Here is a 23,161-nt window from a genome sequence, read left to right on the forward strand (position 1 = left end):
AAAATAAATAGGTGTGTCATGCAAAGCTCGCTAAAATTTACCACTAAGGTAACTATCGCAGCATCTGTGGTATTAGTGTTGGTGCTGGGGTTATTTACCATCAATAACTTTATTTCAATGCGCTCACAAACGCAGCAGCAACTGTCTCTAATATTACAAGAAAGCTCTCAATCGGTTTCACAAAATATTGCTAATTGGCTCAATAATAAATTAGCAATCGTTCAGTCTGTAGCGAAAACGCATCAGCAAAATGACACTAAGGAATTAACTCTTAGCCAACTCAATAGCGCAGAAATGGCAGGTAAGTTTAAAAACACCTATATAGGCAAACCTGATGGTACTTTTGTACTCAATGATCAAACAGTTGTATTACCTGCTGATTATGATGCCACAATCCGTCCTTGGTATAAGCTGGTAGAAAATAAAACCACCACAGCGTTTACGACTCCTTATATAGACGTAACCACCAATGAGCTAACTATTTCAGCGGTTGCGCCCATTTTAAATAATGGCCGTTTTAGTGGCGTCGCCGGCGCCGATATCGATATGCAAACCATCACTCAAATAGTCAACGAAATTGATTTTTTAGGTTTTGGTTATGGTTTTCTATTAGACAGTGACGGTCGCATTCTAAGCCATCCAGATATCAAATTAAACGATCAGAGTATGGCGAAGCTGTTTGGTAAAAACCTTGCTTTAAAAGCTGAGTTTGTGGAGCAAGAAATCGCTGGTATTGATCATCTTGTATCATTTACACATATCAAAGGTATTGAAAATGTAGATTGGTATTTAGGTGTGGTGATCAACAAAGATATTGCTTATTCATCAGTGGCTTCATTTAGAAATATGGCTGCGATATATATGTGTTTGGGAGTTATCGCGACGATATTAATGATGCAATTTTCATTGCGTTATTTGATGCGGCCTATGCAGCGTTTAAACGATGCAATTAAAGATATAGCCCAAGGTGAGGGGGATTTAACTCGTCGTTTAGAGATTGAAAACGATGACGAATTTGGTGAACTGTCAGGTTACTTTAATGCCTTTATAGATAAAATTCATACCTCAATTGACCAAGTAAAAACGACCACGGTTGAACTTGAACGTTCAGTGGAAAGCTTAGTTGAGCAAACAGAGTCGACGCTAACGATGTACAGTGACCAAACTAAACGCACAGACAGCGTTGCAACAGCGATTAATCAGCTGTCATCAAGTGCGATTGAAATATCAAGCAGCGCAAGTCATGCATCAACCCTTGCTACTGATGCGAATACACAGTCAGTACAAAGTCAAAGTACGTTAAATGATAATATCAATGCCATTGGTGTGTTATCGCAAAATATGGAACAAGCACAACAAATTATTAGTAGTGTTGCTGAACACTCTGCAAGTATTGGTCAAGTACTCGAAGTTATTAAAGGAGTCAGCGAGCAAACGAATTTACTTGCACTTAATGCCGCAATTGAAGCCGCTCGTGCCGGAGAGGCTGGTCGTGGGTTTGCCGTTGTTGCAGATGAAGTGCGCCAGTTAGCTCACCGTACTCAGCAATCAACCCAAGAAATTGAAAATACCGTTAGCCAATTACAGCAAGGTTCAGGCAGTGCCGTTGCGGTTATGAAAGCCAGTTTAGTTGAAAGCGAAAATACTGTAAAACAAGCGCAAGCAGCCGGTGAGCAAATGGCAGGAGTAACCAAAGCTATAAAAGCAATTGATGATGTAAATCATAGTGTTGCAAATGCGACCACTGAACAAAATCAGGTAATACACTCTTTAGATAATGATATTCATACAATTAGTGAGTTATCTCAACAAGGTCAGCTAAACTTAAATAACACTTTAGCTGAGTGTACTCGTTTAAAACTGCAATTTGATGAACTTGAAAAAATGGTGCTACGTTTTAAAGTCTAAATGCAATCAGCGATAACTAAAAAGATAAAATAAATGATGCCGGAATCACCTGTAAGCCAAGGATGAAGGGCTAAATAACGTTGTTTCCAGTGAACAGTAACAGGCCAATAATGAATAATAGTCAGCTTATATATGTGTACGACCCAATGTGCAGTTGGTGTTGGGGTTTTCAAAAGTGCTGGCAAAAAATCCAAGACGCCTTAGCGAATGAAGTTGATATTATTTATAAAGTAGGTGGCCTTGCTGCTGATTCCGAACAGCCAATGCCAGTAAGTATGCAACAGTTTTTACAACAAACTTGGCAGCGTATTGGCCAGCAAACCGGTGCTAAATTTAACTTTGATTTTTGGCAAAACTGTCAACCACGCCGCAGCACTTACCCTGCGTGTAGGGCGGTGATTGCAGCACGTTATTTTAATAAAGAGCGGGTTATGCTTGGTGCAATTCAGCAGGGTTATTATTTATCGGCACAAAACCCATCGGATCTTAATACACTCGTTAGCTGTGCACAGCAAATAGGTATTGCTGCTGATGAGTTTTTAGCTATATTGCAAAGTGAACAACTTGAACAGGCGTTTCAACAAGAGTTAGCGTATGTTCAGCAGTTACCTGTGCAGGGTTTTCCATCGTTAGTTCTTTGTCATAAACAGCAGTACTTTGCTATCGCCGTAAACTATACCAACGCAAATGCTGTGCTCAGCACCATTCATCGTATACTTGCCGATTAATTTATTTAATCTCACTTCACTCATCATTAAAGCGTACACGCTTGTTAAATATTAAAAACTATTGCTTTATCTAACGTAAAAAGTTGTATTTATGGCAGTTGTCATAAAAAGGACTTTTTAGCGCAACACCTCTGTCATTTTTCACCTATAGAATCTCGTTCATTGATATTAAGCAACTAGCAAATCCGCTAATTTAACGAGTAAAGGTGTATGCGATGAAAGGCGTTAAACCATTGATATTAGCTAGTATTGTAGCCATGAGTGCAACAGTGCAAGCAAATGATTTAAATAAGGTTATCGATAAAAGCAGTGAAATTAACCAATCAGCTGCGCAATCACAAACAAAAATAGACAAGATTGCAGACTCAATGCAGGGGCGTTTACAACAGTTTAAAACCCTCAATAAAGAAATTGATGGTTTAACGGTTTATAACGCACAACTAAGCAAACAGCTTAGTAACCAAATGAGTGAAATGGAAGCCATTAACTTATCTATGGATCAAGTGTCTATTATTGAACGTCAAATTACCCCATTAATGCTACGCATGATCACAGGCCTTGAGCAATTTGTTGCTCTTGATGTGCCGTTTCTAACCGATGAACGTGAAAAGCGTTTAGCGTCATTAAAAGACATGATGAACCGTGCTGACATTAATTCAAGTGAAAAATTCCGCCGTGTTTTAGAAGCGTACCAAGTTGAAGTTGATTACGGCCGTACCATCGAAGCCTATACCGCGTTATTAGATGTTGATGGTCAAGAGCGTGAAGTCGATTTCTTACGCATTGGTCGTTTAGAACTTATTTACCTTACTCGCGATGGTAAAAAAGCAGGCTCATGGGATACAACAAGCAAACAGTTTGTTGCCCTGGATGACTCAACAATCAGCCAAATTAGTAAAGGTTTACGTATTGCACGTAAGCAACTTGCCCCAGATATGTTAACACTGCCAGTACACGCTGCGGATTAAGAGGTTAAAATGAAACTTTTTACAAAAATGACCAAAATTGCTTTATTTGGTGCCACCCTTGGTTTTGCGGGCAACAGCTTTGCTGCTGAAGCAATGGATTTAGACTCGTTATTAAAAACACTTGAGCAAGGTAAAACACAGCAATCAGCACAAAATAAACAACGCGAGCAAGAATTTGCTGCACGTCAAAATGAACAAGTGCAAATGCTTAAAAACACTCAAGCAAAACGTAATCAAATGCTGGTTGAGTCTGAGCGTCTTGAAACACAGTTCGAAGAAAATGAAGTAAAACTTGCTAACCTAACCGATACATTATCTAAGCGTATGGGTTCATTGAAAGAACTTTTTGGTGTGCTGCAACAAGTGGCTGGCGATTCAAGTAATAAATTTGCAACGTCAGTAGTGTCTGCACAGCTACCTGGTCGTGGTGCTTTTATGGATGAATTGGCTCAAAAAATGGGCTCGACTTCTAAACTTGCATCAATCGAAGACATTGAAAAAGTATGGTTTGAACTGCAACGCGAAATGACTGAGCAAGGTAAAGTGTCACGTTTTACAACAGATGTAATTGTAGAAGGCGGCAACAAAGCTAAGCAAGAAGTTATGCGAGTGGGGGCTTTTAACTTAATTTCAGAAGGTAAGTATCTTGATTATAACACCAGCACTAATACGTTAAGCGAGCTTACCCGTCAGCCTGTTGGCCGTTACACCTCAACGGCGAATGATTTACAACAAGCTAAATCAGGCACTGTACAATTTGCGCTTGACCCAACCGGTGGCTCTATCCTTGGTTTATTGGTACAAGCACCTGATACTTCAGAGCAAGTACATCAAGGTGGTGCAGTAGGTTACGTTATTTTAGGTGTTGGCTTACTTGCTTTAATTATCGCTATTGAACGATTTGTTTCATTGATGCTAATGGGCAGCAAAATCCGTCGTCAACTTAAAGACTCGGTGCCACGTGATGACAATCCACTTGGTCGTGTAATGAAAGTCAAAGATCAATACCCAGATGTAGCATACGACACCTTAGAGCTTAAATTAAGTGAAGCGATTTTACGTGAAATGCCAAAAATCACCCGCAACTTAACGCTCATTAAGATTATCTCGGTCGTTGCTCCATTGTTAGGTCTTCTTGGTACGGTAACCGGTATGATCAATACCTTCCAAGCAATCACCTTGTTTGGTACAGGTGACCCTAAATTAATGGCTGGTGGTATTTCACAAGCGCTTGTTACTACGGTACTTGGCTTAGTTGTGGCAATCCCAACAGTATTTTTATACACCTTATTGAATACCCGCTCTAAAAACTTGCTGCTTATTTTGCAAGAACAAAGCGCAGGTATTATCGCTGAGCGTAGCGAAAAGGGAGCATAACCCATGGTGCTATTGATTGACTCAATCAATGCTATCCGTGATTTTCTCGACACTGGTGGCCAAGTTCTGTTGGTCATCGGAGTGTTAATCTTCGCGATGTGGTTATTGATACTCGAGCGATTTATTTATTTTTTTAATGGTTTTCGTAGTTACAAACATGCCATTAAAAGTAGTTGGACAGGGCGCGATGAGCGTAATAGCTGGAACGCTGAGCAAATCCGCCAAGCAACTATTTCACGCGCTGGGATGAAGTTAAACAACAACTTAGCGCTGATCAATGTGATGGTTGCCTTGTGTCCGCTGCTGGGGTTACTCGGTACGGTAACAGGTATGATAGAAGTGTTTGATGTGATGGCGATTACCGGAACGGGCAGTGCGCGTTCAATGGCATCAGGTGTGTCGAAAGCGACTATCCCGACAATGGCAGGCATGGTTGGTGCGTTATCTGGTGTATTTGCTTCTACGTACTTACAACGCAAAGCAAAGCGCGAAGTAGCCCTACTTGAAGACAGCATGGTTTTAGACCATTAAACAACAATTTTTAGTATGTGGCGAAAGCCACATACAATCAGGAGAATAAAATGAGAGCCCCATTAGGAAGCCTTTTTCAAGAAGATGAAGCTGAAGAAATAAACATGACCCCGATGCTTGATGTTGTGTTCATCATGCTTATTTTCTTCATTGTAACCGCCTCTTTTGTTAAAGAGTCAGGTATCGATGTAAATCGCCCAGAAGCGGCAACAGCCGTTAAGAAAGAGCGTGCAAATATTCTAGTTGCGATTTCAGATCAAGGTGAAATCTGGATCAATAAACGTCAAATAGATGTGCGTGCTGTGCAAGCAAACATTGAGCGTTTAAAAGCAGAAAATCCACAAGGTAGTGTCGTTATTCAGGCTGACAAAAAAGCCACTACAGATACCCTTATTAAAGTGATGGATGCAGCACGCGCCGCAGGTGTATTTGATGTGTCTATCGCGGCACAAGAAGCCTAAGGAAGCCATAATGCGTTATTTAGTAGCATTATTAGTTGCCGGTGTTGTGACCTTTATGTTGTTTTTGGGCATGCAAGCGCTTATCACCGGTGGTGAAGGGGCGATGACAGAGCCTGCTAAAGGTAATGTACTTGATTTTGTAAGGCTTAAAAAAGAAGAAACAGTACAAAAGAAAGAACGTAAACCACAAAAGCCGCCAACGCCGAAAGAGCCACCACCGCCAATGGATTCACCGCAAATGCAAAATAGTGATCCAAATGCAGCAGCGTCTAACTTTGACTTTGGTGCCAGTGTGGATGCTGACGTGAGTCTCAGTGGCGGGTTAGCACTTGATTCAAGCGACGGTGAATACTTACCGATTGTTAAAGTTGCACCTGTTTACCCACGTCGAGCATTGTCACGGGGCATTGAAGGCTATGTGATTGTTGAGTTTACAGTGACTAAGCAAGGTACTGTTCGTGATGCAAAGGTAGTAAAAGCTGAGCCTGAATCATTGTTTGATCAAGCAGCCATGGATGCCGCACTTAAATTTAAATATAAACCTCGCGTAGTAGACGGTGAAGCTGTTGAAGTTGCGGGTGTACAGAATAAAATTTCTTTCCAAATAAATGGTTAGCACTGAATAAATGGATAGAGAAACGAGGCGATTATGAAATTATTAAAAACAGCATTATTTTGCTCGTTAGCACTAAGTGCTAGTGTTGCTTTACCAAGCGTAGTAAGTATGTTGCCAGGTGTTAATTTAGCAACGGCCTATGCAGAGGAAGTAAAAACAAAGCGCGTGCCGGCACTGCGTGAAAAAGTATATAGCCAATTGGCTCGTGCGCAAAAGTTAGCTGATGATGGTGATGCAAAAGCGGGCCTTGCTGCGCTTGATAATATAAATGAACGTTCATCCAGTATGAACTCGTATGAAAAAGCCATGATGTATAATTTTTATGGTTTTATTTATTACAACGAGAATGATTTACCGAAAGCGATCGCGTCGTTTGAAAAAGTCGTTGCTGAAGAAGAGATCCCTGAGTCTTTACGATTAAGTACCAGCTTTAGTTTAGCGCAGCTTGCAATGGCGAATAGCGATTACAACAAAGTGTTAGACTTTTTAGCGCAATGGGATGCAATCAACACTAAGCCTAAAACGGATGCTTACTATGTGCTTAAGTCGCAAGCTTACTATCAGCTAAAAGATTACCAAAATGGTATTGATAACATTAACTTGGCTATCGCGCAAAGTGATAGTGAAGGCAAACAGCCAAAAGAGAACTGGTTAGTGTTACTGCGTGCTATGTATTATTCACTTAATCAAACTGAGAATGTAGTTGCTGTACTTGAACGTATGGTCAAACTTTACAATAAGCCTGAGTATTGGGTTCAGCTCGGTGGTATGTATGGCGAAACAGGTAAAGAAAAACAGCAGTTAGCAATACTCGAAGCCGCTTACCAGCAAGGTTTTTTGACTTCTAAATCAGACTTGCGTCAACTAGCACAAGTTTATTTATACAATGGTTTAGCTTTTAAAGCTGCCGATGTGATGAGTAAAGCTGTTGCATCTGGTATTGCGGAAAAGTCAGCTAAAAATTACGCATTTATTGCAGAAGCCATGATACAAGCAAAAGAAGATGAAAAATCTGTTAGTTATTTTGCAAAAGCAGCTGATCTTTCAAGCCATGGAAAGTACGAGCAACGTTTAGCCGAAGTGTATGTGAATCTTGAAAAGTATGAAGATGCAGCTGACGCAGCGCGTAAAGCGCTTGATAAAGGTTCACTAGATTTTGAATCAAATGCTTATGTTGCTTTAGGTATGGCGCAATATAGTTTACAAAACTTTGACGCGTCTATTTTAGCATTCGAACAAGCCGAAAAGCATAAAAAATCGCAGCGATTGGCTGAACAATGGATCAAATACGTGAAGCGTGAAAAATTGCATGCTGAAACATTACGCACCGCTTTGTTATAAGTAAATATGGCGTTAAAAAATGCCATTTTAACTTCAACGATTTTATTAAAAAACTCGTTTTATAATCGCAACACCAAAACCGCCTCAGGGCGGTTTTTTTCGTTCTAAATATTCCTAACAAATTGTTATTTAAATAAATTATATTGTCACTTTATGTTTATTAAAGTGTAACTGTATTGTCATACAGCTCCCGTATTGTAGTCCTCGTTCTAAAGCTCAAGTGACCTTAAAGCATGTTTTTCGTGTTTTAAAGTGACTTGAGTTTTACTTAATGCGCTAACAAAATAATTAAATACTTTAACGGAGTGAACAATGAAATTATCTGGTTTATTTAAAGTCAGCCTTGTGGCTACTGCAATTACACTCGCTGGCTGTGGCGGTGGTGATATTAATGTTACACCTACAACAGTTGATAACAGTGTAGATAATAGTGTAGACAACTCAGTGACTAACCCAGGTGGTGATAATGGTGGTGATACATTAAGTTGCGCTACATATACATTAGATGGAGCTACATTTACAGGTGAAGCAGAAGGTGTTAACTGTGTTTACAGTCAAGCATTTGCAAGTAATGCGAAAGAAATTACCAGCTCTTTTGTTATCCCTGCATTAAGCAATGGCGGCGCACATGTATTTGAAGGTGCATTATTTATTGGTGATGATGTAGACACATCAACAGGCGCTACAATTGATGGCAATGGTCCTACATTGTCTATTGAAGCTGGCGCGACGATAGCTTTTACTAAGCCTGAGAGTTTTATTCGTATTGCACGTGGTGCAAATATTGAAGCAATTGGTGAAGTAGATAAGCCAATTATTTTCACAAGCATCAAAGAAGTTGATGGCGATGATGCAACAACCGCACAAATTGGTGATTGGGGTGGCGTTCAGGTAAATGGCCGAGGCCATTCTATCCGTTGTACGGCTGCGGCTGCGGCACAAGATATGTGTAACCACGCTGCTGAAGGTATTGTATCGTATTATGGTGGTAATGATCCGCAAGATAGCAGCGGTATCCTTAAGCATATAGTTATAAAATATGCGGGTTTTGGTGTTGAAGGCGATGAGCTTAATGGTTTAACCCTTAATGCTGTAGGTTCAGGCACAACGATTGATTACGTGCATGTTCATAATGGTTTTGATGATGGTATAGAGCTTTTTGGTGGTAGCGTTAACCTTAAACATATTGTTATTACTGATACAGGTGATGATGGTATTGATTGGGATGAAGGCTGGAAAGGCTATGGACAATTTATTCTTGTACGTTCAAATGAATATGGAAACCATGGCTTTGAAACAGATGGCGCTAAGGTAGATCCATTATCAGCAGATGCACAAGATTTAGTAACAACTGTTTCTAATCCAACAATTGCTAATGCAACGGTTGTAACTACTGGCGACCAAGGTGCTGAAGGGCGTCGTACTGGTGCTGGTATGGAAATGAAAGAATGGGGTAAAGCGCAATTAGCGAATATGCTATTTGTAAACTCTTCATCTGTAGATGGTGCTGGTTGTCTTGATTTATATAATGAAAAAGACCAATCAGGGGATGCTGGTGTGCATGCGAATGCAAATAATGGCGATATCGCATTTATGAGCTCAATATTTGCGTGTGGTAAGAATTTTGAAGACGTAAATACACCTTTAACTGGCGCATTAGCAAGTTTTGATATTGCTTCTTGGTTTACTGGTGGCGAGAATAACCAGTTAATTGGTTTTGCTGATTTTGCAAATGTACTTGGTGCTGATGGTGTTTCAACAGCTGCAACTATTACTGATTCACAAGGCACTGCAGTAGCTACAACAGCTAAAGACATGAGTGAAGTTAACTCTTTCTTTACTAACGCAGGCTATATTGGTGCACTTAAAGACGGTGAATCAAGTGAGTGGGCTGATTTTGTTGCCGCATCTTTACAACGCGCTAGTAATTAATCTAGACCGGCTCTAATGATAAGGCGCTACGGCGCCTTTTTTAAGGGAATTTTAGGTTTAGAGGATATAAATATGAAACATCAAAAGCAGTTTAAAACCAATCTAATAACTTTATCTCTGCTCTCCCTTTTTTCTTCATTTCATTCTTTCGCTGATCAGGCACAAGAAATAATAAATGAAGACGCGATAGAAGAAGTTGTTGCAACAGGTACGCGCCTTAAAGGCAGTGCTAGTGCCGTAATTGATGAGCGTAAAAATCAGGCGTTTGTCGCTGATATAATGGGTTCAGAGCAAATATCTAGAACGGGTGATAGTGATGCAGCTTCGGCACTTCGCCGTGTTACAGGCTTATCATTAGTTAACGATAAGTTTATCTATGTCCGTGGCTTAGGTGAGCGTTACTCTAGCGTACGTTTAAATGGCGCGGTAGTTCCAAGCCCGGATCTAACACGAAATGTAATTCCACTTGATATCTTCCCATCAAGTATTATTGAATCCTTGGCTGTACAAAAAGCCTATTCACCAAATATGCCTGCGGCTTTTGGTGGTGGTGACGTTAATATCAGAACCAAGAGCATTCCAAATGATACTTTATTTAAAGTCGAAATTGGTGCCAGTTATAAAGATACAAACGACGAAGGCTATACATATAATGGTGGCAGTGATGATTGGTTAGGTAAAGATGATGGTACACGCGCATTACCTGGTTCAGTTAAGACTGCGTTAAATACCTATATCAATGGCCTGTCTGATATTTCATATAGAAATATCAGGGATGTAGAGTCAAGACGTCAGGGGGCTGATATTGGCCAAGCTGCCGCGATAGACTTAAATAAAAGTTTAGCAAAAGCATTGCCAAGAGATTTTGGCTTGGAAAAAGAAAGTTTAAATCCTGATGCCGGTATTAAAGCTGTGTATGGCGACCGTTTTGATAACTTATTTGGCTTAGACGGCTCGTTTGGTTTCTTAGCGTCAGTTGCCTATGAAAATGAATGGTCCAATGCTGAGAAGTTTAGCGCTGTACTTTCTTCTGTTGACGCATCTGAGTCCTCATGTTCACAAGATGACTTTACTTGTTACTCTGCAACAGAGAAAGAAGTGTCAACCAAGCATAATATAAAGTTAAATAGCTCTCTAAATTTAGGTTATAAAATTGGAGGCCATGATTTAACAGCAACTTATATGATGTTACGAGATTCTGAAGATGAAGCCTCTGTTGCGCTTTACCAAGAACCTTCAAAGTCATTAAGTATTGATGCTGGGCAGTTGCAGCGTAGTCACTTAACCTCTTTTGAGGAACGAGAACTTGAAATACTTCAGCTTCGTGGAATGCACAATTTAGATTGGGGTTTTCTTAAAGGTGTTGGTGTAGATTGGCAGTATACTGACTCAACAGCGACTACAAGTATACCTGGTGAGCTTAAAGTAACGGTTCGTGATGAGTACTTAGATGGCAAATATCAACGTACTTTTTACAATGGTAGCTTAGGTGGTAATCCTTATTTGTATCGATTTGTAGAGCTTGAAGACGATGTAGAAAACTGGGGCGTTAATGTAAACAAAGTTTTTTACTTTGATAACGCCGAAGTAGAAATTGCGGGTGGTGGTTATTTTGTTGAAAAAACACGTGATTACCGCACTGACTTTTTTAACTATCGTTTTAACCAAACTCAGTCTTTAGATCTAGCACAAAGTGAAGAAGAAGCACTGTCAATTGGTAGTTTTTTTGCTAACGATGCTGTTGTTGATTCAACGGATGTCGAGTTATTGTTCCAAGAACCAACAGCTGATGATTACTTAGCAGCGCAAATGATTGATGCTTATTACGGCTCTTTTGACGTAACGTTTGCTCAAGATTGGCGTTTAAGCGGTGGTGTGCGTTACGAGGACTTCCGCCAAGTTGCGCTTGCTTTTTCTCGCTCAGCATTCGATCCTGCTTTATTGGCTGATAAATTAAGTGCAGATGCGATAGAACAAGCAAGTGTGATGGAAGATGAGTATTTTACTTCGTTATCTATGACATATAGTCAGCAATCGTATCAAGTTCGTTTTGGTTATGGCAACACGGTTGTACGCCCTGATTTGCGAGAGCTAAGCCCTGTTCAATTCCAAGATCCGCTGACAGGTTATCGAACGCTTGGTAATCCATTCTTAGAATCTAGTTACCTAGATAACTTTGATGCACGTATCGAGTTTTATATGGACAATGGCGATAATTACTCAGTTGGCGCATTCTATAAAGATATCGATAAACCAATCGAAGCACTATTAACAGAAAGCGACGGCCGTTTTACTTTGCAGTTTGACAATGCAGAAACAGCCTATGTTTACGGTATTGAAGCTGAATGGTTAACTGAGTTGCACAGTGATTTATTAGGGGGCGCTTTTTTTACTTCTGGAAATATAACGCTCAGTGATTCAGAAGTTGAAATTGCAGAAGAACAGCGTGGCGATCTCACGAACCTAAAGCGACGTATGACGGGCCATTCAAAGTATGTTGCCAACTTGCAACTGAATTACGATTCACATGATGGCATGCATCAAGCATCTGTTATCTACAATGTATTTGGTGATCGTATTTTAGCTGCGGGTGTTAATAACTTTGATGACGCTTACGAACAACCTTTAAACTCGTTAGACATGGTTTATAGTTATTACCCAACGTTTAATACCACATTAACACTTAAAGTGAAAAATATGTTGGGACAAAACTTTGAAGTAGAACAAAATGATGTGCTAATTCGTTCTCAAGAAACGCCTAGAGAATTAAGCGTGAGCTTTAGCTACGAGTTTTAAAGTCATCTAATAAAGGCAAATTACATAAGTCTTTATTATCTCAGCCCTGCCAAATGCAGGGCTTTTTAATATCTGCTATTTGTAAAACTAATGGTTGTGTAATATCTGTGTTATTAAAGAAGTGATCATTTAATGCAAATTGATATAAGGCTATTATTTTAATGATGATATGTGATTAATGATGAGTTGAACTATGTTGATATTAATTGGAGGGATTTTTGCGCCATGGAATAAGAGCTCAGTTGTTACTGAGCTGTTTGTTTACGTTAGTTACCGCACTTTATACTAGCGTACAATGGATAACACTGATTTTTACTACCAGTATTTTTTGAAACCCATGCGCTACCATACCAGTCATATTCTGCATACTCATATTCATCCTCACCACACTTCACTGTGCTGCCAGTGATTTCTCGCTTATGACCTCGCTCTTTACAGAATTGATTTCCCGATATAAAACTGACAAAGAAGTTGCTATAACTACTATCAACTCTTACGGTAGGGTTGATGTAAGTTGCTGTAGATAAGCTTTTTGTTGAGCCCGATGTGTGTTCAACACTAGTTGTTGAACTGGCAAAAGAAGTATTCGATTCTACATTGATTTCGTTAACATTTGCAGATACTCCTAAAGATAGAAAAGTTGCAATTAGGCTAGAAAAGTATAATGTTTTCATTTGTTTGATTCCTTTTAATAAATAAAATAATACACAATACATCTGACTACAAAGTGCGAAATGATTATAAATCTTGTTTATTGCATTCTTATTAACTTACTTATGTACAGATAGTCAGTTTCATATTGCAAAAAAATAGCAACAGATGAATCAGTTGGATGTCAAAAACACCGGTCTTTTACAATGATGCACAATAATCATAACTATTAGAAATATGATTATTGACTCAAGATGAAAAAATTTTATGTTCTATGAGTAACACTGGTGTTGCCTCGATCACAGTGCTAGATTGTTCGTTCTAAAAATTAAATCTCACGCAATGAATTTTAATTTTTAACGTATTAGGTATTTCTTATGACTCAAACAGTGGAACAAACAATGAAAAAAGTAGGATTAGTCGGATGGCGGGGCATGGTTGGCTCAGTGTTATTAGAGCGTATGCAACAAGAAAATGATTTTACTCATATCGACACCACTTTTTTTACCACCTCACAAACCGGTCAGCTTGGTCCTGACTTAGCGGGTCCTGCAAAACCATTACTTAATGCAATGGATTTTGAATCGCTGGCAAACATGGATATTATTATCACCTGTCAAGGTGGTGACTACACTAAAGCTGTGTATCCACAATTACGTGAAGCAGGCTGGGACGGCTATTGGATTGATGCGGCATCAGCACTGCGTATGAGCGACGACAGTATTATTGTACTTGATCCGGTCAATAAAGATGTGATTGAACAAGGTCTTGAGCAAGGCGTAAAAACCTATGTGGGTGGTAACTGCACAGTGTCACTCATGTTATTAGCATTGGGTGGTTTATTTGAGCAAGACTTGATTGAGTGGGTAAGCCCAATGACTTATCAAGCTGCATCGGGTGCCGGTGCTCGCAATATGAAAGAGCTCATTGCGCAAATGGGCTCTATTCATGCAAGTGTGGCTGACAAGCTCGCTGATCCACAGGCCGCTATTTTAGAAATTGATAAACTAGTCACGCAGCAGATTGCCTCAAGCGATTTACCGCAAGAGCAATTTGGTGTGCCGTTAGCAGGCAGTCTTATCCCATGGATTGATGTGCCAATGCCATCAGGTCAATCTAAAGAAGAATGGAAAGCGCAAGTTGAAGCGAACAAAATTTTAGGTTCATCTAAACAGCCTGTGCCTATTGACGGTTTATGTGTACGCATTGGTGCAATGCGTTGTCACTCACAAGCAATGACGATTAAACTACGTGAAGATATTAGCGTCGAGAAAATAGAACAGATTTTAGCCTCACACAATGAGTGGGTTAAAGTTATCCCTAATGAGCGTGATATCACTGCTACAGATTTAACCCCAGTTAAAGTAACTGGTACATTAAGTATTCCTGTAGGGCGTATTCGTAAATTAGCCATGGGACCTAAATTCATTAGTGCTTTTACCGTTGGCGATCAATTATTATGGGGTGCTGCAGAGCCGCTACGTCGTATGCTACGCATTATTGTTGATAATAAACATTAGTTTATTGGCTGCCATTTATTACAGTTAATATGGAGGGCTGGCAATGTGCCAGCCCTTTTACTGTTGTCTTTTTGCACCGCTTTAGTTTTGTCACTGCTTAGTTAATTTAGTGAGATTGTTTCTTGCTGAATACTCAATAGCTTACTATCTTTATGGGAGTATCTATTTGGCCTCCTATATATGAATATATCAAAAAAATTAAAACTATCTTTTGCCTCCGCCATCGCCTTACCTCTTTTTATTATTGCAGCACTTGTTATCACGCAAACAAGAGAGCAAGCTATTGATAATTTTGCGCAAATGAGCGAAAGAGAAGCACGGCAAATAGATAATGGTATCGCTATATTTTTTGCCGAAATAGAAAAAAATGTTGATTATCTAGCTTCCCATCAAATGGTCTTAGCTGCCAAGCAAGATGTCAAAACTCATGTAGATACAAATAATTCGGTGATGCTAAAACATCTCCAAGGCAGCAGTGTTGAACGTGCCGCATTTCAACAGTTTGATCACTTCGGCCAAACTCACCCAGGGCTTGCTTATATTTATATGGGTAATGAACAAGGTGGTTATATTCAGTGGCCAGCGGGAGAAGTTAATGCTAATTATGACCCACGATCTCGACCTTGGTATTTAACAGGTAAATCTGCAAGTGGTAAAACGGTTCGCACTAGTGCTTATTATTGGGCAGCTGACGACATGGTTATAGTCTCTACTGTAAAAGCAATAAAAGATAATGGACAAATTATCGGTGTACAGGGAATGGATGTTTCTTTGCAAGGACTGACAGAAATTATTGCTAATATTAAGCTGGGTGAAACTGGTTACTTAATGCTGATCGAAGATACGGGAAACATACTTGTTGATGTTAAAAATGAAGATTTTCGTTTTAAACGTTTAACTGATATTGCGGGTGGGAAATACAAGCAGTTAGCGGCTAATACCCAAGGTCAGTTCGAAATTGTTATTAATGACAAAGATTTTATTGCCAATATTTATACTTCAGCTAAGTTAGGCTGGAAATTTATTGGCTTAGTTGAAAAGTCAGAGGTGATGAGCGCCGCAAACACCATGACCGTTACAATTTTAATTATTAGTGCGGTGCTAATTATTGTATTCATTTTAATCGCAAGTTATATCTCAAAAGTAATTTCTTCACCTATAGTTGAAGTCAGTGATGGCCTGGCTGAAATTGCGCAAGGCGGTGGTGACCTAACTCGACGGCTCACGATAAAAACTAAAGATGAGACGGCAAAGCTTGCCAATAGTTTTAACCTATTTTTAAACTTGATTGCTGATTTAGTAAGACAAATCAACGAGTGTGCATTAGATGTAAGCGGTACATCAGAGCAAACTTCTACACAAGCATCGCAATTAACTCGTTCTACCTCCCAACAACAACAAGCACTGGAAATGGCGGCAACTGCAATTAATCAAATGGCTGCGACAGCCAACGAAGTAGCTTCAAGTTGTGCTAATGCGGCAGATCTGGCTATGCAAACGCAACAGGCATCAGAGATAGGTCAAACAGTGATCACAGAGACCGTTCAAAGCGTGGTTGTTTTGAGCGAAGTGATAAGTAAAGCAACGGATGATATATCGCAACTTGACACTGAAAGTGAAAATATCATGTCAATTTTAGGCGTTATAAGAGGCATTGCTGAGCAAACTAATTTGCTTGCTTTAAATGCTGCAATAGAAGCTGCTAGAGCGGGGGATCATGGTCGTGGTTTTGCTGTCGTTGCAGATGAAGTACGTGCATTGTCGAAACGTACGTCTGAATCCACTGAAGAGATTGCTACGCAATTAGACAAATTACGTAGCATGTCTGGCCAAGTCACTACTGAAATGAAACGCAGTTTAGACAGCACTAATAAAACGGTTGAACTATCCCATGCTGCACAGCTGCAATTTACGGAAATAACAGCGTCTATTGTTAATATTAGTGACTTAAATACGCAGATAGCAACCGCTGCAGAAGAGCAGCAGCATGTCGCTGAAGATATAAATCGCAATGTTATAGAAATCAAAAATGCGGCTGATGATGTTAGTGAAATTGCTGCCAATACCAGTAATAATGGCGATAAATTAAAAACCTTATCACACGTTCTTACTGATCTAGTTGGAAAATTTAAAGTGTAGTAATAACAGTGGCTAAGAATAAAATACAAGCTGACAATACCGCTCATTAGTCTTCAATGCGAATACTCCAGTCAGCTTAATAGCCGATTCTATTTTTTTCCGGTATTAACTTGTTGGTATTTTTTGCGGATTAAAATTCAAACCTTGTTGTTTTATATGCTCGGTATAGTGGTAGGCCGATAATGGTTTTGAAAAATAAAAGCCTTGAAATTCTTTACATCCCATATTTGCCATAATTTCAACTTGTTGTTGTGTTTCAACTCCCTCAGATACGCATTTTATACCTAGCTCATCACACATGACGTGAATTGCTTTTACTAAGCTCTTTTGCCTTGTTGAGCTTGTAACTTGGCTTATTAGCGAGCGATCAAGTTTTAGCTTATTTATAGGATATTCGGCTAAGCGCGCAATATTTGAATAGCCCACACCAAAGTCATCAACAGAAATTGTGAATCCCCATGATTGTAGGTTTTGCATTAGCGCCAAGGAATATTCTTGGTTCGCTTCTAATGACGTTTCGGTCAGTTCTAATTCAATTTGACTTGGTTTGACATTAAAGTCCGCTAAGTATTTTACTAATTTTGACATGAAATCGCTTTGGCCAAAATCAAGCAATGATATATTTATTGCAACAGGTACTAGTGGAATTTCATCTTTGCTCCAAGTTGCAATTTGAGTACAGACTTTTTGAATTATGAGATCTGTGAGTCGGCTGATCATCCGGTATTCCTCTGCGATAGGAATAAACACCGCAGGTGATACAACACCAAGAGTTTTACTGTTCCAGCGTGCTAATGCTTCAAGTCCAATGCACTTGCCGTCATGTGTTACTTTAGGTTGATAGTGTAACTCTAACTCGGCGTTATGAAGTGCTTCGTCTAATAACATTGATATTTCATGTTTTTCTAAAAATGCTTGTGAGCGTTTTTCATCATAACCATTAATAGGGCGATGATTATCAGCAAGTTTTAATGCCTCTATTGCGTTGTTCAATACAGTAGCACTGCTTTTTCCTTGTCTTGGAAAGTTAGAAAAACCAAATAAAAACGACTGTTGGTATTTTCTGCCCCGCATTATATAAGGTTCATCAAGCGCATGTTTAACTTCGTTTAAAAGCTTATACTCTATTTTGTTAGCTGAGCTTGTAGTTATTATAAATGCTAATTTATTATTACCTACATGAGCGCACAGAACGAGGTCTTCATTAGAGTCTTTTAAGCGCTTATAAGCTGATACTAAATGTGCTTTTGCATCAGCTTTACTGTATTTGAGATTTAAATATTCATTATTTGCACTCTGGGTGATCACAATATAGAAATCACCTTGGTACTTTGCTACAAATCTTTCACACTGAAGCTCAAACCATTCTCTATTGGGAAGGTGTGTTTGACCATCGCTGTAACGTAAACGTTTGTTTTCTTGCTCCATTGCTAATAAGTTTTGTTTTATTTGATGTTGTTCAGTGCAGTCATCAAAGCGCAGCACACAATAATCAGAGTCAGTAACTTGCTGGTAATGTACAGTTTTATAGGTGTTTTTATATTTAAATACCTGGTTCTTTTGTGGGTTAGCTGCAATCACAAGATTAGGTAATAATTTATCGAGTTTAACGGTGCTGTTTTTAACTGTTGCTTTGAAATCAAATAACATTTTCGCTTGACTGTTAAAATCTATAACGGTGTTTTCACTATCGATAATTATTTTTGCAATACTTGATTCAGTAAAAAATGTTCTATAAAGCTCATTTTTTGCTGCTAGATGACTATTTGATTCTGCCATGGTTTGATTTAAACGTTTAGCTGCAACTATGGTGCGTGCAACCGCAAGGGGAATACAGATATTAAAGATTAAGAATAATAATCCTGATATATACCAGTCTGAATTTGGTAGTTGCGTATTTATGGAGGTAAGAGATGAAATATCAATGTTGTATATTATAAAATAAAAAGGCACGATATTTAGAATCGCATAACTTAGCGCGGTTCTCACACCTAATAGCATCAACGCAATGATAGGACAGGCATACATATACATAGAGCCTATTTTTGCAAGGTTGATATCTGTTAAAAAGAGATTAATTGAGATTGTTGCAGCAACAATACTGAGTAGCAGCGCATGGGCACATAAAGTAAAGCATTTACGGCTAGCTAGAAGTAAGATAGCCATTGTGACAAAAAAGCTCGCGCAAAGCACAATTACATGGATTAAGTTGAACTCAATTGCGGCGTTTAAAGTATCGCAAAGCACTGCAAAACATAGAATAACACCAGCTGCTAAAATAATGCGTAATGCACTGATACGCCAGTTAGGTATTATAACATTTGAATTAACGTGATCTGATAATAAAAAGTATCTTCTGAAGTAATGCATTATAATTGGTGTAAATTTATCATATTTTTATTAGACCATTGATAAATAGCTAAAAGCAATAATTTATTAGTTTTAGATTTTACACTAGGAATAAATGCTTGGTTTATAGGCTGACTACAGATGAACTTAGTTATAATTGCACTAGCACCTAAGCTTTTATATTCTTAGGTGCTAGTTTATCAATACTTAGTTTTTGGGCTTTAATAGTGTTTTTAGTTCTGCTATTTGTGCCTTCAGCTCATTGATTTGTCCTTGGGTTGCTGGCAAGGAATCTACATCGGCTTGCTCTTCACGGGCATTGCGATGCTCCTGTGACATAACTTCTAGAATAGCGCCTACCATCATGTTTAAAAATACGAAAGCAGTTAAGAATATAAAAGTAAGGTAGTAAATCCAACTTAGTTTATAGACAGCCATAGTTTCGTACATGACGTCGGTCCAATCTTCAAAGGTTGCTATTCTGAACAGAGTCAACATTGAGATTGATACATCTCCCCACAGAAATGGATTTATCTCAGAAAATAACATGCTGCCAGTTGCGGCATAAATATAGAAAATAACAAACATTAACAGCGCAATATAGCCCATTTGCGGTATGGCTTTTAATAGTGAATTAACCAACAAACGAAGTTCTGGCACCATAGAGACTAAACGTAGTACGCGGAATATTCGTAGTAAACGGGCTATAAAAATGGTCGAACCTGCAGCAGGATATAAACTGCCAATGACGATTATAAAGTCAAAGATATTCCAGCCTTTGCTAAAAAAGTCTTTTAAGCCTTTACTTGCAACATAGCGGATAATTAGTTCTATTAAGAAAAACACCGTGATGCCCACGTCCATCCAATGTAAAGCAAATTCAACAGTGGGGTGTAACGAATAGGTGTGTGCACCAACGGTGAGCGCTGATACAACAATAACGGCGATAACAAATGATTGAAATAGTTTACTTTTATCGATACGCTGGAACAGCTTTTGTAACTGCGACAACATCATAATTAGCCCTTAACGGTTATAGATATAAAACGTTTGCAATATACAGCAAAATCGTCATGGATGAATTACTTTTCCAGCTTAAAATGTAAGGAATTTTTAATGCTTTTCAATAGGCTCAAATGGGTTGTAAGTGCCTCAGCGGTACTGTTTTTAAACGGCTGTAGTTCAGATGCACGCTATCACGAAATTCAAGCTGCCCGTTTAGGTGAATGCAGCTACATGGCAGATAAAGAATATCATGAATGTATAAAGCGCCAAGAAGACGGTTACAAAAAATTTAAAAAGCAGCAAGACATAGTTCCAGAAAACGACTCAAGCCAAGAGCACACCAGTAAAAATGACTAAAACAGAAAAATTATTAGATAAAGCACTTCGTAATACTCTAACCATCGCTTGTGAAAATATAAAAGACAAGCACGCTGGTTTTAGTTACTTAACGCATACAGTCAATTTAAAAAAACCAAGTAATAGCTTGCATATAAGTTGTTTTTTTATTGATGAATTAGCACTATTAGAGGCAAACAATGAGCAACAATTGCCTTTAATTGAAGCGCAAATTAAGCAGCAGCTTGCGCTTATAAACATCAAGCCACAAGCAATTAATTTTTCAGCATAGTTTCGTTTTTAAGGTAAAGTAAGTTTTTTAAACACTGCTTTGCGTTAAGAAATAACCGATAGTAGCGATGACGCACTTGAAATTCAGGCTTTTCATTTGCGTAACTATTTGATCATTAACAGAGTTCACTTAGGAGCTAAGCGATGATGTGAAATGATATGTCAATAGTTGCAAAAAAGGCAATAACTCGGCGCGTATTTTTCGCTCTCGATTGATTTATTAATACTGTATTGATTGGTTATTTTAAGTAGAATGCTCAGTTTAGACAGGGTATGTGATTTAGTGTAATGGCGACTTATTCAAAAAATTTTATAGCTAAACGACTTAGTTTCGTTAGTTCCTATTTCAATTCAGCTATTATTATAAATCTTATAGTTGCTGTTTTTGTTATTTTTAGTGGCATTAATCAAAGTGACTCTGTAGGAAAGTTGTATTGGTTTTGTGTTCTTGTCTTCGTATCTTCACTGCGCATTTTAAATCATGTTTTTTTAAGTAATGACAATAATATAAAGTACCATTGTTACTTTATTGGTGTATTTTTAACTGGTTTGACTTGGGCTGTGTTCCCAATATTATTTTTTGAAGATATGCAGATGTCAGAGAAATTTGTCACGCTGGTTGTTTTTAGCTCATTAGCAGGGGGAGCTGTCAATGTTCTGTCCTCCGATATTCGCTCAGCCTTCAGCTATATTACTTTTTTGCTTATCCCATTTAGTATATTGCTTTTATTTCAACCAGACGATAATGAAAATGTTTTAGGCATATTGGGAATTGTATTGTGGTTTATTTTGTGTTTTGTCAGTGCAATACGCGCAGCTAAAGATGTAAAAACCTCAATTAATAATGAAATTAAACTCGATTTATTTATCCATAATCTAGAAAAAGAAGTGCAAGTTCGTACTGAGAAAATAATTAATTTAGAGCAACGTGATAATTTAACTCAATTATTTAACCGGGGGAGCTTTTTCTCTAATGTCGATCTCGATTTAGCTCAAAATATCAATAACATTAAAGCTGTTCTATTTTTAGATATGGATGACTTTAAAATACTTAATGATAAATATGGTCATGAGTTTGGAGATTTTGTTCTTGCTGAAACTGGAAAACGTTTATTATCGATAGAAAAAAAACGGGAAATGATTGCTTGTAGGTGGGGAGGGGACGAATTTATTCTTTATTCGTGTCACGCGAGTAAAGCTGAGCTGATAAGTAACACGACAAAGCTTGTTGATAATTTAACCCAGCCTGTCGTTAAAGATAACCTGAATATTAGACCCTCCTTTAAAGTGGGCTTGTTTTACACTCGCACAAACTTTGACCTTACTCAAGCTATCAAATATGCTGATGTTGCAATGTACGAAGGTAAAAAAAATCGCAATGAAATTTCAATATTTGATGAACGTATGATGCAAGCTCTTAATAGAGAAGAGATGTTACGTAGATCAATTAAAGAGAGTGTTGAACAAGGAGGCTTTCATCTTTGTTATCAGCCTATTGTTGATATAATCGATAATAAAATAATTACTTTCGAAGTGCTGTTACGTTGGCATTTAAATGATGAATTTATTCCCCCTTCAGAATTTATCGACATAGCAGAACGCTATGGCCAAATTAACTTTTTAGGGGAGTTTGTTTTAGAGCAAGCGATTGCAAGTTTGAGTAAGTTAAACAAACTCGACAATACGATTGCACTATCAATCAACGTATCTGTACTGCAACTTGAAAGTCATGATTTTATTATATTTTTAAAGAATTTATTAAATCGGCATTGTGTTAACACAAATAACATACATTTAGAAATTACAGAAACTATAATGATTAAAAATTTAGTCTATTTATCTAAAGTTATCACACAATTAAAAAGCATTGGCGTACGTATTTCTATTGATGACTTTGGCACTGGGTTTTCCTCGATTTCTGTTTTAAAAGAACTTTCTGTTGATTATATAAAGATAGATAAATCTTATGTTGATAATATTTGTGAGCACTCAAAAGATAAAAGTATTGTTTCAGCAGTGACTAAAATGTCGCATATGATTGGTTGTAAAGTGATAGCGGAAGGTGTGGAGCGTAACGATCAGTTAGCTTTATTAAAAGGTTTAGAAGTTGATAGCTATCAAGGTTATTTATTTAGTAAACCAGTTAAATTTGAACAGGCGCTTGAACTGCTTAGATGAACTTAGGCTTAAGTGATACCTATAAATTTACCAG

The 23,161-nt window shown here is 38.3% G+C and carries 18 protein-coding genes; 15 read left to right on the forward strand and 3 right to left on the reverse strand.

From position 1 onward, the window contains the following. Positions 1–18 precede the first annotated feature (18 nt). From PSR9079_RS01985 to PSR9079_RS02030, 10 genes are all read left to right on the forward strand, one after another. On the forward strand, positions 19–1,908 hold the full coding sequence (locus PSR9079_RS01985) for a methyl-accepting chemotaxis protein (protein WP_149980244.1): 1,890 nt from the start codon (positions 19–21) through the stop codon (positions 1,906–1,908). A gap of 110 nt (positions 1,909–2,018) precedes the next feature. After that, on the forward strand, positions 2,019–2,636 hold the full coding sequence (locus PSR9079_RS01990) for a DsbA family protein (RefSeq protein ID WP_149980245.1): 618 nt from the start codon (positions 2,019–2,021) through the stop codon (positions 2,634–2,636). A 215-nt stretch (positions 2,637–2,851) separates the two neighbouring features. Beyond that, positions 2,852–3,604, forward strand: a complete 753-nt coding sequence (locus PSR9079_RS01995; RefSeq protein ID WP_149980246.1) for a DUF3450 domain-containing protein — start codon at positions 2,852–2,854, stop codon at positions 3,602–3,604. A 9-nt stretch (positions 3,605–3,613) separates the two neighbouring features. After that, positions 3,614–4,981 carry a MotA/TolQ/ExbB proton channel family protein gene (locus PSR9079_RS02000; protein ID WP_149980247.1) on the forward strand — a complete coding sequence of 456 codons (1,368 nt, stop codon included), beginning with the start codon at positions 3,614–3,616 and terminating at the stop codon, positions 4,979–4,981. A 3-nt stretch (positions 4,982–4,984) separates the two neighbouring features. Next, a complete protein-coding gene (locus tag PSR9079_RS02005; RefSeq protein WP_145235579.1) occupies positions 4,985–5,512 on the forward strand; it encodes a MotA/TolQ/ExbB proton channel family protein in 528 nt (175 codons plus the stop codon). 50 nt (positions 5,513–5,562) lie between these two features. Next, the gene (locus PSR9079_RS02010) at positions 5,563–5,973 is read left to right on the forward strand and encodes an ExbD/TolR family protein (protein ID WP_145235576.1); all 411 of its coding nucleotides are present in this window, start codon (positions 5,563–5,565) and stop codon (positions 5,971–5,973) included. A 10-nt stretch (positions 5,974–5,983) separates the two neighbouring features. Further along, the gene (locus tag PSR9079_RS02015; protein WP_149980248.1) at positions 5,984–6,589 is read left to right on the forward strand and encodes an energy transducer TonB; all 606 of its coding nucleotides are present in this window, start codon (positions 5,984–5,986) and stop codon (positions 6,587–6,589) included. A 33-nt stretch (positions 6,590–6,622) separates the two neighbouring features. Then, positions 6,623–7,930 carry a tetratricopeptide repeat protein gene (locus PSR9079_RS02020; protein WP_149980249.1) on the forward strand — a complete coding sequence of 436 codons (1,308 nt, stop codon included), beginning with the start codon at positions 6,623–6,625 and terminating at the stop codon, positions 7,928–7,930. 312 nt (positions 7,931–8,242) lie between these two features. Further along, complete coding sequence (locus PSR9079_RS02025; RefSeq protein WP_149980250.1) at positions 8,243–9,862, forward strand: hypothetical protein; 1,620 nt, start codon at positions 8,243–8,245, stop codon at positions 9,860–9,862. A 72-nt stretch (positions 9,863–9,934) separates the two neighbouring features. After that, complete coding sequence (locus PSR9079_RS02030) at positions 9,935–12,658, forward strand: TonB-dependent receptor plug domain-containing protein (RefSeq protein ID WP_149980251.1); 2,724 nt, start codon at positions 9,935–9,937, stop codon at positions 12,656–12,658. A 266-nt stretch (positions 12,659–12,924) separates the two neighbouring features. Here PSR9079_RS02030 and PSR9079_RS02035 read toward each other — a convergent pair whose 3' ends face one another. Continuing rightward, complete coding sequence (locus PSR9079_RS02035; RefSeq protein WP_149980252.1) at positions 12,925–13,332, reverse strand: hypothetical protein; 408 nt, start codon at positions 13,330–13,332, stop codon at positions 12,925–12,927. Positions 13,333–13,686: 354 nt separating this feature from the next. Between PSR9079_RS02035 and asd the strand changes: the two genes are divergently transcribed. Together asd and PSR9079_RS02045 are read left to right on the forward strand one after the other, a co-directional pair. Continuing rightward, positions 13,687–14,829 carry an aspartate-semialdehyde dehydrogenase gene (gene asd / locus PSR9079_RS02040; RefSeq protein ID WP_149980253.1) on the forward strand — a complete coding sequence of 381 codons (1,143 nt, stop codon included), beginning with the start codon at positions 13,687–13,689 and terminating at the stop codon, positions 14,827–14,829. A 180-nt stretch (positions 14,830–15,009) separates the two neighbouring features. After that, on the forward strand, positions 15,010–16,968 hold the full coding sequence (locus PSR9079_RS02045; RefSeq protein WP_149980254.1) for a methyl-accepting chemotaxis protein: 1,959 nt from the start codon (positions 15,010–15,012) through the stop codon (positions 16,966–16,968). Positions 16,969–17,073: 105 nt separating this feature from the next. Here the strand turns inward: PSR9079_RS02045 and PSR9079_RS02050 are convergent, their stop codons facing one another. Both PSR9079_RS02050 and PSR9079_RS02055 read right to left on the reverse strand, forming a co-directional pair. Further along, entirely contained in the window at positions 17,074–19,134 is a 2,061-nt protein-coding gene (locus PSR9079_RS02050) for a putative bifunctional diguanylate cyclase/phosphodiesterase (protein ID WP_310737076.1), read from the reverse strand. Between the two features lie 390 nt (positions 19,135–19,524). After that, positions 19,525–20,331 carry an ion transporter gene (locus PSR9079_RS02055; protein ID WP_179959136.1) on the reverse strand — a complete coding sequence of 269 codons (807 nt, stop codon included), beginning with the start codon at positions 20,329–20,331 and terminating at the stop codon, positions 19,525–19,527. A gap of 102 nt (positions 20,332–20,433) precedes the next feature. On the opposite strand from PSR9079_RS02055, the gene PSR9079_RS02060 reads away from it, so the two are divergent. From PSR9079_RS02060 to PSR9079_RS02070, 3 genes are all read left to right on the forward strand, one after another. Then, positions 20,434–20,679, forward strand: coding sequence for a hypothetical protein (locus PSR9079_RS02060; RefSeq protein ID WP_149980257.1), 246 nt, complete (start codon positions 20,434–20,436; stop codon positions 20,677–20,679). Next, positions 20,672–20,950, forward strand: a complete 279-nt coding sequence (locus PSR9079_RS02065; protein ID WP_149980258.1) for a hypothetical protein — start codon at positions 20,672–20,674, stop codon at positions 20,948–20,950. Before PSR9079_RS02060 ends, PSR9079_RS02065 begins: the two co-directional genes overlap by 8 nt. Positions 20,951–21,237: 287 nt before the next feature. Then, on the forward strand, positions 21,238–23,127 hold the full coding sequence (locus tag PSR9079_RS02070; protein WP_149980259.1) for a putative bifunctional diguanylate cyclase/phosphodiesterase: 1,890 nt from the start codon (positions 21,238–21,240) through the stop codon (positions 23,125–23,127). Positions 23,128–23,161: the final 34 nt, after the last annotated feature.

It is taken from the genome of Pseudoalteromonas rhizosphaerae, from assembly GCF_902498845.1.
GTDB classification, from domain to species: Bacteria; Pseudomonadota; Gammaproteobacteria; order Enterobacterales; family Alteromonadaceae; genus Pseudoalteromonas; species Pseudoalteromonas rhizosphaerae.

Coding starts and splice junctions, on each gene's coding strand:
- PSR9079_RS02010 (WP_145235576.1), top strand. CDS start 5,563: ATGAGAGCCCCATTAGGAAGCCTTTTTCAAGAAGATGAAGCTGAAGAA.
- PSR9079_RS01990 (WP_149980245.1), top strand. CDS start 2,019: ATGAATAATAGTCAGCTTATATATGTGTACGACCCAATGTGCAGTTGG.
- PSR9079_RS02015 (WP_149980248.1), top strand. CDS start 5,984: ATGCGTTATTTAGTAGCATTATTAGTTGCCGGTGTTGTGACCTTTATG.
- PSR9079_RS02065 (WP_149980258.1), top strand. CDS start 20,672: ATGACTAAAACAGAAAAATTATTAGATAAAGCACTTCGTAATACTCTA.
- PSR9079_RS02020 (WP_149980249.1), top strand. CDS start 6,623: ATGAAATTATTAAAAACAGCATTATTTTGCTCGTTAGCACTAAGTGCT.
- PSR9079_RS02060 (WP_149980257.1), top strand. CDS start 20,434: ATGCTTTTCAATAGGCTCAAATGGGTTGTAAGTGCCTCAGCGGTACTG.
- PSR9079_RS02025 (WP_149980250.1), top strand. CDS start 8,243: ATGAAATTATCTGGTTTATTTAAAGTCAGCCTTGTGGCTACTGCAATT.
- PSR9079_RS02005 (WP_145235579.1), top strand. CDS start 4,985: ATGGTGCTATTGATTGACTCAATCAATGCTATCCGTGATTTTCTCGAC.
- PSR9079_RS02055 (WP_179959136.1), bottom strand. CDS start 20,331: ATGTTGTCGCAGTTACAAAAGCTGTTCCAGCGTATCGATAAAAGTAAA.
- asd (WP_149980253.1), top strand. CDS start 13,687: ATGACTCAAACAGTGGAACAAACAATGAAAAAAGTAGGATTAGTCGGA.
- PSR9079_RS02035 (WP_149980252.1), bottom strand. CDS start 13,332: ATGAAAACATTATACTTTTCTAGCCTAATTGCAACTTTTCTATCTTTA.
- PSR9079_RS02050 (WP_310737076.1), bottom strand. CDS start 19,134: ATGGCTATCTTACTTCTAGCTAGCCGTAAATGCTTTACTTTATGTGCC.
- PSR9079_RS01985 (WP_149980244.1), top strand. CDS start 19: ATGCAAAGCTCGCTAAAATTTACCACTAAGGTAACTATCGCAGCATCT.
- PSR9079_RS01995 (WP_149980246.1), top strand. CDS start 2,852: ATGAAAGGCGTTAAACCATTGATATTAGCTAGTATTGTAGCCATGAGT.
- PSR9079_RS02070 (WP_149980259.1), top strand. CDS start 21,238: ATGGCGACTTATTCAAAAAATTTTATAGCTAAACGACTTAGTTTCGTT.
- PSR9079_RS02045 (WP_149980254.1), top strand. CDS start 15,010: ATGAATATATCAAAAAAATTAAAACTATCTTTTGCCTCCGCCATCGCC.
- PSR9079_RS02000 (WP_149980247.1), top strand. CDS start 3,614: ATGAAACTTTTTACAAAAATGACCAAAATTGCTTTATTTGGTGCCACC.
- PSR9079_RS02030 (WP_149980251.1), top strand. CDS start 9,935: ATGAAACATCAAAAGCAGTTTAAAACCAATCTAATAACTTTATCTCTG.